The sequence below is a fragment of the Actinomadura sp. GC306 genome (assembly GCF_004348665.1).
Lineage (GTDB): Bacteria > Actinomycetota > Actinomycetes > Streptosporangiales > Streptosporangiaceae > Spirillospora.
The window spans coordinates 1-9,526 of sequence record NZ_SMKM01000260.1 but is presented as its reverse complement, the minus strand read 5'-3'; the positions used below and the strand labels follow the sequence as shown (position 1 = coordinate 9,526).

9 protein-coding genes are annotated in these 9,526 nt (G+C 71.2%); 1 reads left to right on the top strand and 8 read right to left on the bottom strand.

Translation table 11 applies throughout. From position 1 onward, the window contains the following. Positions 1–22: 22 nt before the first annotated feature. The 5 genes from E1200_RS27080 to E1200_RS27060 all read right to left on the bottom strand — a co-directional run bounded on the left by E1200_RS27080 (position 23) and on the right by E1200_RS27060 (position 5,757). Positions 23–1,225, bottom strand: a complete 1,203-nt coding sequence (locus E1200_RS27080) for a family 2 encapsulin nanocompartment cargo protein polyprenyl transferase (protein WP_243708856.1) — start codon at positions 1,223–1,225, stop codon at positions 23–25. A 13-nt stretch (positions 1,226–1,238) separates the two neighbouring features. Continuing rightward, a complete protein-coding gene (locus E1200_RS27075; RefSeq protein ID WP_243708855.1) occupies positions 1,239–2,633 on the bottom strand; it encodes a family 2B encapsulin nanocompartment shell protein in 1,395 nt (464 codons plus the stop codon). After that, entirely contained in the window at positions 2,630–4,018 is a 1,389-nt protein-coding gene (locus E1200_RS27070; RefSeq protein WP_131954902.1) for a family 2B encapsulin nanocompartment shell protein, read from the bottom strand. The genes E1200_RS27075 and E1200_RS27070 overlap by 4 nt, the downstream gene beginning before the upstream one ends. 238 nt (positions 4,019–4,256) lie before the next feature. After that, positions 4,257–5,096, bottom strand: a complete 840-nt coding sequence (locus E1200_RS27065; protein ID WP_131954901.1) for an MFS transporter — start codon at positions 5,094–5,096, stop codon at positions 4,257–4,259. 67 nt (positions 5,097–5,163) lie between these two features. Further along, a complete protein-coding gene (locus E1200_RS27060; RefSeq protein ID WP_131954900.1) occupies positions 5,164–5,757 on the bottom strand; it encodes a hypothetical protein in 594 nt (197 codons plus the stop codon). A gap of 285 nt (positions 5,758–6,042) precedes the next feature. On the opposite strand from E1200_RS27060, the gene lpdA reads away from it, so the two are divergent. Next, a complete protein-coding gene (gene lpdA, locus E1200_RS27055; protein ID WP_131954899.1) occupies positions 6,043–7,446 on the top strand; it encodes a dihydrolipoyl dehydrogenase in 1,404 nt (467 codons plus the stop codon). Between the two features lie 70 nt (positions 7,447–7,516). Here lpdA and E1200_RS27050 read toward each other — a convergent pair whose 3' ends face one another. The 3 genes from E1200_RS27050 to E1200_RS27045 form a co-directional block, all read right to left on the bottom strand. Beyond that, positions 7,517–7,906: a hypothetical protein gene (locus tag E1200_RS27050; RefSeq protein WP_131954898.1), complete on the bottom strand. Its 390-nt coding sequence runs from the start codon at positions 7,904–7,906 to the stop codon at positions 7,517–7,519. Between the two features lie 4 nt (positions 7,907–7,910). Beyond that, entirely contained in the window at positions 7,911–8,072 is a 162-nt protein-coding gene (locus tag E1200_RS34005; protein ID WP_165950475.1) for a hypothetical protein, read from the bottom strand. Between the two features lie 185 nt (positions 8,073–8,257). Then, positions 8,258–9,394 (bottom strand): hypothetical protein, encoded by a 1,137-nt coding sequence (locus tag E1200_RS27045; RefSeq protein ID WP_131954897.1) that lies wholly within the window; start codon positions 9,392–9,394, stop codon positions 8,258–8,260. Between the last annotated feature and the right edge of the window lie 132 nt (positions 9,395–9,526).

The window sequence follows — 9,526 nt, the reverse complement described above, 5'->3', positions numbered from 1 at the left end:
GTGTTAGGGCGTGGGGTGGGTGTCAGTAGGTGCGGTGGGTTATCAGGTGGGCCAGGGCTCTGAGTTCTGTGGTGGTCGTGGGGTGGAGGGCGGAGGCGGTCAGGTCGGTGTCGGCTTCGGTCAGGAGGGTGGCGGCTCGGGTGGCGGCCCAGGTCCGGCCGCCGGCGGCGGCTACGAGGGCGGCGGCGTGGGACGCGTCGGCGGCGGTGAGGTCGCCGGTGGCGAAGTACAGGTCGGCCAGTTCGGCGCCCGCGGGGGTGCCGGAGGTGAGGGCCGCGACGACCGGCAGGGACTTCTTGCGGCTGTGCAGATCGGAGTGAACGGGTTTGCCGGTGATGCCGGGGTCGCCCCAGATGCCGAGCAGGTCGTCCACGAGCTGGAAGGCCAGGCCGAGTCGTTCGCCGAAGGAGCGGAGGCGGGCGGCCTGGCCGGTGGTGCCGCCGCCGTAGGTCGCGCCGAGCGCACATGCGGCGCCCAGCAGCGCGCCGGTCTTGCGGCCCGCCATGGCCGTGCACTCGTCGAGCGTCACGTCGGAGCGCTCCTCGAACGCCAGGTCGGCGCTCTGCCCGGCGACCAGTTCCAGGACGGCCTGGGCGAGGGTGCGGACGGCGCGCGGGATCAGCGGGGACGGCTCGTCGGCGAGGACCTCGAAGGCGGCGGCGAGCAGCGCGTCCCCGGCCAGGATCGCGGGGTTGGCGCCGAACACGGTCCACGCGGTGGGCCGGTGCCTGCGGGTGAGGTCGCCGTCCATGACGTCGTCGTGCAGGAGCGAGAAGTTGTGCGCCAGCTCGATCGCGACGGCGGCGGGCAGCGCGGCGGAGGCGGCCCCCCCGACCGCCTCCGCCGCGAGCAGGGTGAGCGCGGGGCGGATCGCCTTGCCGCCCCCGCCGTCGGCCGGCCGGCCCCGCTCGTCGCGCCAGCCGAAGTGGAACGCGGCGATGTCGCGCACCGCGTCCGGCATGCGGTCGACCGCGTCCCGCAGCGCGGGGTCGAGCAGGCGGCGGCTCCAGCCGAGGACCTCGGCCGCCGTGCGGGCGCGGCCCGTCCGGGGGTCATCGTCCGAGCGCCGGCCGCCGTCCGGACCCGGGCCGGCCGTGCCCAGGCCGGTCATCCCCAGGTCGCCCGGACCCGGACCGGCCGGCTCCGAGTCGGCCGGTAGCGGGTCGGTCGTGTCCGGGCGGTGGTCGCAGCGGAGGACGGCGGGGTCGTCTCCCCAGACGGGCATCTCGTCACCTTTCCTAGCGGGCGATCTCGACGTTCTCCAGGACGCCCAGCGCATCGGGCACCAGCACCGCGGCCGAGTAGTAGGCGCTGACCAGGTAGGTGAGGACCGCCCGCTCGTCGATGCCGGTGAAGCGGACCGACAGCCCCGGGCGGACCTCGCCGGGCATCCCGGTGCGGTGCAGGCCGATCACGCCCTGGTCGTCCTCGCCGGTGCGCAGCACGAGGATCGAGCTCGTCCCGGCCGGGGTGATCGGGATCTTGTCGCAGGGGTAGATCGGGACCCCGCGCCATCCCTGCACCCGGTGCGTCCCGCCGGGGCCGTCCACTTGCAGGACGGACGGGCACACCCCCCGGCGGGTGCACTCCCGGCCGAACGCCGCGATCGTCCTCGGGTGGGCGAGGAGGAACCGCGACTTGCGGCGCCGCGACAGCAGCTCGTCCAGGTCGTCGGGGGTCGGCGGCCCCCCGCGGGTCTGGATGCGCTGCCGCAGGTCGGCGTTGTGCAGCAGCCCGAAGTCGCGGTTGTTGACGAGTTCGTGCTCCTGGCGCTCGCGCACGGCCTCGACGGTGAGCCGCAGCTGCTGCTCGACCTGGTTCATCGGCCCGTTGTAGAGGTCGGCGACGCGGGAGTGGACGCGCAGGAGCGTCTGGGTGGCGCTCAGCGCGTACTCGCGGGGCGATGCCTCGTAGTCGACGAACGTGCCGGGCAGGTCGGGTTCGCCGTCGTGCCCGGACGCGAGCTCGATCTCCGCCTCGCCGTGCGCCGTTCGCGGTGGGTCGGGCGCGTCCCGGTACGCCTCCAGGTGGGTGCGCAGCATGTCGAACCGGCCGGTCAGTTCCTCGATCGCCGCACGGGTGAGCGTCAGGACGGTGGTGGGGGTCAGCGCTCGGAACGTGCAGGGCCATTCCTCGTCGGCGCCGAGGAGGACCCGGTCGCCGAAGAACCGGCCGTCGGCGAGGATGCCGGCCTCGGCTTCGCCGCCGTACTCCCCCGGGGTGCGCAGCGCGACCTTGCCGTGCGCGACCAGGTGGACCGCGTCGGCCGGACGGCCCGCCGCCGCGATGGTCTCGCCGGGGCCGTACTCGCGCTGCTCGAACCGGCCGGCGAGCACGTCGAGGACGTCCGCGCCGGCCAGCCCGCGCAGCGGCGGCAGCTCGGCCAGTTCCGGCGGCACCACCCGGACCGCGGCGCCGTCGTTGACGAACGTGACCAGGCCGTCGCCGAGCCGGTAGGTGAGCCGCCGGTTCACCCGGTACGTCCCCGCGTCCACCCACTGCAGCCGCCGCAGCAGCCACCGCGGGCTGATGCCCTGCATCTGCGGGACGGACTTGGTCGTGGTGGCGAGGTTGCGGGCGGCGCGCGTGCCGAGGGCGTGCCGCCCGCCCGGAGCCTCCTGGGGCGGTGTCACTCCCCGGCACCGCCGTGGGCGATCTCGACGGACTCCAGCATCCCGAGCGCGTCGGGCACCAGGACGGCGGCCGAGTAGTAGGCGCTGACCAGGTAGGAGATGAGCGCCTTCTCGTCGATGCCCATGAAGCGGACGGACAGGCCGGGCTGGTACTCGTCCGGCAGCCCGACCTGGTGCAGGCCGATCACGCCCTGCGCCTGCTCGCCGGTGCGCATCAGCAGGATCGAGCTGGTCTTGGTCCGGCTGACGGGGATCTTGTTGCACGGGAAGATCGGCACGCCGCGCCAGGCCGGGACGCGGTGCCCGCCCACGTCGATGCCTTCGGGGTAGACGCCGCGGGCGCTGCACTCGCGCCCGAACGCGGCGATGGCCTTCGGGTGGGCGAGGAAGAACGCCGGCTCCTTCCAGACGAGGGCGAGCAGGTCGTCCATGTCGTCGGGGGTGGGCGGGCCGCCGCGGGTGTGGATGCGCTGCGACAGGTCGGCGTTGTGCAGCAGCCCGAAGTCGCGGTTGTTGATCAGCTCGTTCTCCTGGCGCTCGCGCAGCGCCTCGATCGTCAGCCTGAGCTGCTGCTCGACCTGGTCCATCGGCTCGTTGTAGAGGTCGGCGACGCGGGAGTGCACGCGCAGGACGGTCTGCGCGACGCTCAGCTCGTACTCGCGCGGGGCGGCCTCGTAGTCGACGAACGTCCCGGGCAGGACGTGCTCGCCCTCGTGCCCGGCCGCGAGCTCGATCGCGGCCTCGCCGTACTCGTTGTGCTCCTGCCGGGGGCTGGCCCGGTACTCGTCGAGGTGCGCCTGCAGGGAGGCGGACTGGCCGAGCGTCTCCTGGAAGTCGGTGTCGCTCATGCTGAGGATCGTGCAGGCGGTGACGGCCTTGACCGTGTACTCCCACTCCTCCCGCTCCGCGCCCTCCTCGGTGCCGAGCAGCGCCTGCTCGCCGAAGAAGTCGCCGTTGGCGAGCGTGCCGAGCACGGCGTCGGCGCCGAACTCGCCCGCGCCGATCCGGTTGAGCTTGCCGTGCGCGACGAGGATGACCCGGTCGACGGGACGGCCGCGCTCCACGATGACGTCGCCGGGCTCGTACTCCTGCTGGGTGAACCGCCCGGCGATCGCGTCCAGCGTGAGGTCGTCGTCATAGCCGCGCAGCGGCGGCAGCTCCCCCAGCTCGCGCGGGATGACCCGGACGTCGGCGCCGGTGGTCACGAACGTCACCCGTCCGTCCCCGAGGGTGTAGGTGAGCCGCCGGTTGACGCGATAGGCGCCGCCGGACGCCTGGACCCAGGGCAGCAGTTTCAGCAGCCAACGCGAGGTGATGCCCTGCATCTGCGGAACGGACTTCGTCGTCGTCGCGAGGTTCCGTGCCGCCGCCGTGCCAAGGCTCATCTGCTGCTGGCGTTCCTGCTGTTCGGTCACGTGCACACCACCGATTCGTCGCCGTCGTGTCAGGAGGGGCCGGTGTCCGGCCAAGAGGGAAGCTACAGACGGTAATCAGTTGATCGCAACGGGCCATGCCGAACCTCTTCTTGACCCAGGCGCCACACAAGTCGCACCCATCCGTCAGGTCGGCAGGAGTCCCACGGGCGGATGAGGAAGGATCGCCCGGAATGCGCTTCGCGGCCGGCTACGTCGCCCCGGAGCCCGCCGGTTCCGGGAGGTGCTCTTCTCCGGCCTCGTCGATCGGCACCCCGGCCGTCTCCGGGATCTTGAGGATCGGGTACAGCGCCACGCAGGCGGCGAGCATGATGTAGAACGCCGGGATGTAGTTGCTGCCCGTCCAGTCGATCAGCGAGCCGATCAGCACGGCGGCCGTCCCGCCGAACAGCGACGTGGAGATGTTGTAGCCGATCGCGAAGGCCCCGTACCGGACGCGGGTCGGGAACATCGCCGGGAACGTCGCCGCGATCACCGAGAGGAGCAGCACCAGCAGGCCGCCGATGATGAGGTAGCCCGCCGCCACGCCGAACGGGCTCTCGGTCTGCATCAGCGCGAACGCGGGCCAGGCCAGCAAGATGTAGCCGACCGCGGCGGTGACGAGGAGCGGCTTGCGGCCGATCCGGTCCGACAGCGCGCCCAGGGGGAGGATCACCGTGAGCATCGCGGCCTGGACGCCGATGGTGGTGACCTGGGCCGTCTCGTCGTTCATGTCCAGGTAGTCGACGAGATAGGACGGCATGAACGTCAGCAGCGTGTAGTCCGCGACGTTCAGCAGGAACACGATCCCGATCAGCATCAGGATGACGCGCCAGTAGTGCGTCAGCGTGTCCTTCAGCGGCGACTGGGACTTCTTGCCCGCCTCCTCCATGCGCCGGAACGACGGGGTGTCCTCGATGCGGTTCCGGACATAGAGGCCGACGAGGCCGAGCGGCAGCGCGATCAGGAACGGGATCCGCCAGCCCCAGCCGTGCATCGCCTCCTCGCTGAGGAGCAGGTCCATGCCGAGGACGAGCCCGGCGCCCAGCATGTAGCCGGTGAGCGTCCCGAACTCCAGGTCGCCTACGCGCTTGCGGTCACCCAGGGGTACCGCGCGGTCACGCCTTCCTGGAGTTCTTCACGGCCTCCCCGACGAGGCTCTCCGGCAGTTCGCCGAGGACGATGGTGCGCTGCGGATCGTCCTCCCGCGGACCGTCACCGTCGGCCTCCGCGGCGCCCTCCGCGTCACCGGCGGGCGCTTCCACCGCCTCTTCGGGCAGCTCGTCGGTGGTCTGCGGGTCGCCGTCCAGCAGCTCGTCGAGCGAGACGGTCCGCTGGGCGGGCTCGTCCGCGGCGGGCGGGTCCAGGAGCAGGTCGTCCTCGGGGATGGACATGAGGGCCTGCGTCTCCTGCGCCTCGCGGGTGATCACGCCGCTGGCGAGGACGGTGTTGCGGTGCCGCAGCGCGCCGTTCTCCCGGAGCAGGTTGTCGACCTCGGCGCGGGCCCGGCGCACGCGGCGGCTCGACCGCACGTGGACGGTGAAGCCGCCGACGGCGAGGCCCAGCAGGAAGAAGGCGGCCGGGATGCCCACCGAGGACGGGACGAGCAGGGCCACCAGCGCGACGACGGCCAGCACGGTGACCGCCCCGAGCGCGAGGTAGTGCTGCTCCATCCAGTCGAGGACGGTGTTGACGCGCTTCGGGATCCGCACTCCTGTTTCTCCTCTGCTCGGCTCAGAACGAAGACAACGACCGGGCCGGGGCACGATGTTCCACCACCGCGACAGGCTGCTGTTCCTGGAACGCCGCCGGCACTCCGGCCGGAGCGGCTCCGGGCTGGCGCCGTCCGCGCCGCCCCGCCTCCCCGGTTCCCTGACCGCCGGGAGGCGTCCGAAACACTAACAGCACGTGACATCGGCCTCTCCGCGACGCTCCGCGGCACTCCGCCGAGCGACGCGGGATGCGAGCACCGCCCGGCGCGAATATCGTCCTTAGATATGAGCGAACATTTTGACGTCGTGGTCTTGGGCGCGGGCCCGGGTGGATATGTCGCCGCGATCCGGTCGGCACAGCTCGGGCTGAAGACGGCGATCGTCGAGGAGAAATACTGGGGCGGCGTCTGCCTCAACGTCGGCTGCATTCCCTCTAAGGCGCTGCTGCGCAACGCCGAGCTGGCGCACATCTTCACGCAGGAGCAGAAGACCTTCGGCATCAACGTCGAGGGGCGGGTCTCGTTCGACTACGGCGTCGCCCACCGGCGCAGCCGCCAGGTGTCGGACAAGCTCGTCAAGGGCGTCCAGTTCCTGATGAAGAAGAACAAGATCACGTCCTACGAGGGGCGGGGCACGTTCACCGACCCGAACACGCTGCAGGTCGACCGGGCGGACGGCTCCAGCGAGACGGTGACCTTCGCCAACTGCATCATCGCGGCCGGCGCGCACACGAAGCTGCTGCCGGGCACGTCGCTGTCCGAGCGGGTCGTCACCTACGAGGAGCAGATCCTCAGCTCCGAGCTGCCCGAGAGCATCGTCATCGCGGGCGCGGGCGCGATCGGCGTCGAGTTCGCCTACATCCTGCACAACTACGGGGTGAAGGTCACGATCGTCGAGTTCCTCGACCGGATGGTCCCCAACGAGGACGCCGACGTCTCCAAGGAGCTCGCCAAGCGGTACCGCAAGCTCGGCGTGGACGTGCTGACCTCCACCCGCGTGGACGCCATCGACGACTCCGGCGACAAGGTGAAGGTCACCGTCACCGGCAAGGACGGCGGCCAGCAGGTCATCGAGACCGACAAGGTGCTGCAGGCGATCGGCTTCCAGCCGAACGTGGAGGGCTACGGCCTCGACAAGACCGGCGTGCGGCTGACCGAGCGCGGCGCCATCGACGTGGACGGCCGCTGCCGCACGTCCGTCCCGCACATCTACGCCATCGGCGACGTCACCGCGAAGCTCATGCTCGCGCACGCCGCCGAGGCGATGGGCGTCGTCGCGGCCGAGACCATCGGGGACGCCGAGACGATGGAGCTCGACTACGTGATGATCCCCCGCGCCACCTACTGCCAGCCGCAGGTCGCGAGCTTCGGCTGGACGGAGGCGCAGGCGAAGGAGCAGGGCTTCGACGTCAAGACCGCCAAGTTCCCCTACAGCGCGAACGGCAAGGCGCTCGGCATGGGCGAGGGCGACGGCTTCGTCAAGGTGATCAGCGACAAGAAGTACGGCGAGATCCTCGGCGCCCACATGATCGGCCCGGAGGTCACCGAGCTCCTGCCCGAGCTGACCCTGGCCCAGCAATGGGACCTGACGGTCAACGAGGTGGCCCGCAACGTCCACGCCCACCCCACCCTGGGCGAGGCCATCAAGGAATCCGTCCACGGCCTCGCCGGCCACATGATCAACCTCTGAACGACGCACAGAACCGGCGGCCCTCCCCGACTGAGGGAGAGCCGCCGGTCAGCACTCGCGCCGCAAAGTACTACGACGCGGCCATGAGGACCGTTTCCGCACGCATGAGCCTGCGAGCCACGTAGCGCTTCTTCCTCCAGCACAGGTGGGCGTGGAGCCACAGGCCCGCCTGCTTGGTGTACGCCGACACCCAGATCTGGACGAAGCAGCCGCCCCCTTCCGCCGGTTCGTAGTCGATCGAGATGGTCGGCCTGTGCATCCGCATGCGGGGCCGGAAGTTGTCGGTGCCGAGTCCGTGGCTCTGGCTCCACGCGAAGCCGAACGACTCCAAGACGATCTCCCTCGCCGCTGCCGGCGGCAACGGCGTGGCGACCTCCAACTGCTGCCTGGCGGTCACCTGGATGAAAATCAGCCAGCCGACCAGCAGCACCAGGGCGGTGACGATCAGAAAGGCCGTCATCGCGTCACCTCTTCCAGTGGCCCTCGTGCGTCGGGCAGACCTGGCCGGTGTTCCGGCACTGGCTGCAGGTGCGCCGGTCGCCGAGCACGGTGCTGCCGGGCCGGCCCCCGTTGCAGCCCTGGCAGTCCTGGAGCGTCCGGTGGCACTTCTCGCACTCGCGTCTCATCTTGACCCCCATGTACGTCTTGCCTGACGAAAAGATTTAGTCAGCTAAACAAGTGCAGCGTCAACCTACTTTCACTGACATGCCTGACTTTGGCCGGAAGGGGACCGGGGTACGCCCTGCGGACGACCGGATGGCGACCATCCGTGCCGGGGCGGAGGCGGAGCGGCGTGTACTTCAGGTACCCCTTACTGAGCGGGGCCGTTGCCGGCGGAAGCCGGATCCACCTGTTCGACCGCCCCCAGGCCGCGCAGAGCGTCCGCTACGGTCCGTCTGGCCTCCTCGCGGTGAGTGACCAGGTAGACGTCCGGCACGTCCCGGTGGGACAGCTCACCCTCCAGAGCGGCCCACAGGTACGACCAGCTCGTGTCCACGGACAGGCCGCCGCGTCCCGCGCCGAACAGCGGCAGGCAGACCGAGCGAAGCGGGGGCTCGTGTTGCTCCCGCTCCTTCCGCATGAGCGTGAACACCTGGTGCACCGCCCGGACGACCCCGCCCGGTTCGATCACGTACCCGTAGGAGTGCGGCCGGGGAATGGCGACGGCGGCGTGGTAGATCCGGCGGACCCCCTGCGAAGCGAGCTCTCCGGGGCCCGTCGGCACGACGGTGCCCGGCGCGACCGCCCCGCCGGAGCGCCCCCGCCGGTCCAGCCACTCCTGGAGTTCACGCTGGAGCACGTCGTCGGTCAGTGCTCCGGCCTCGTCCCTCCGGGCCGCGGCGTTCCGCAGTGTGCCCGACAGCGAGGACTGGTACATCTTCGACATCTGCAGGTAGACGTTCTCGGACGAGACGACCACGTCGATGGCCCGCAGGGTCTCCACCGGACGGCACAGGAGGGTGAGGCTGCCTTGGCGGCGCGCCCGGTCACGGCCCGGAAGAGCGAACACCGCGGGGGTGCCGCCCGCCGGGGCGGCGGCGCGCGGCTCGACCGTCTCCGTCGCGCAGAACGCGAGGATCTCCTGGGCGGCGTTGTCCAGCAGCATCCGCTCGTGGGACTTGCGGAACCGCTCGACGCTGACGCCGTACACCTGCGCCGCGCGCCGCCTCCGGTCGTGCGCCGTCCAGTCCCTGGTGCCCGGGGCGACACCGAGGGTGTAGGCGGTGGCGGTGGCCAGTGAGCCGTCCAGCCGCTCGACCACGTCGCCGATCAGGCGGAGGATCGACGAGGGGAGCATGTCGTCGCCGACGGGCAGGCCGGCCGCGGTGGCCGCGGCGGCCAACGCGGGAAGGGGGACGTCCCGGAGCCGTAACAGGCCGCGCTCGCGGACCGTGCGGAGTTCTTCGACCAGCGCCTCGTGCCGTGGTGCGGCAGATGGATCCGGCATAGCGCCCATCGTCCCACCCGCTTCCTGTCCGGGGCGGCCCCTCTGGCACAGAAAGACTTCGTCTGGCCGGATGTCTCGTTCGCGGCCCCCCGGCCTCTTCGCCGCGCCTCGGCACTCGGGGCGGGTCAGGGG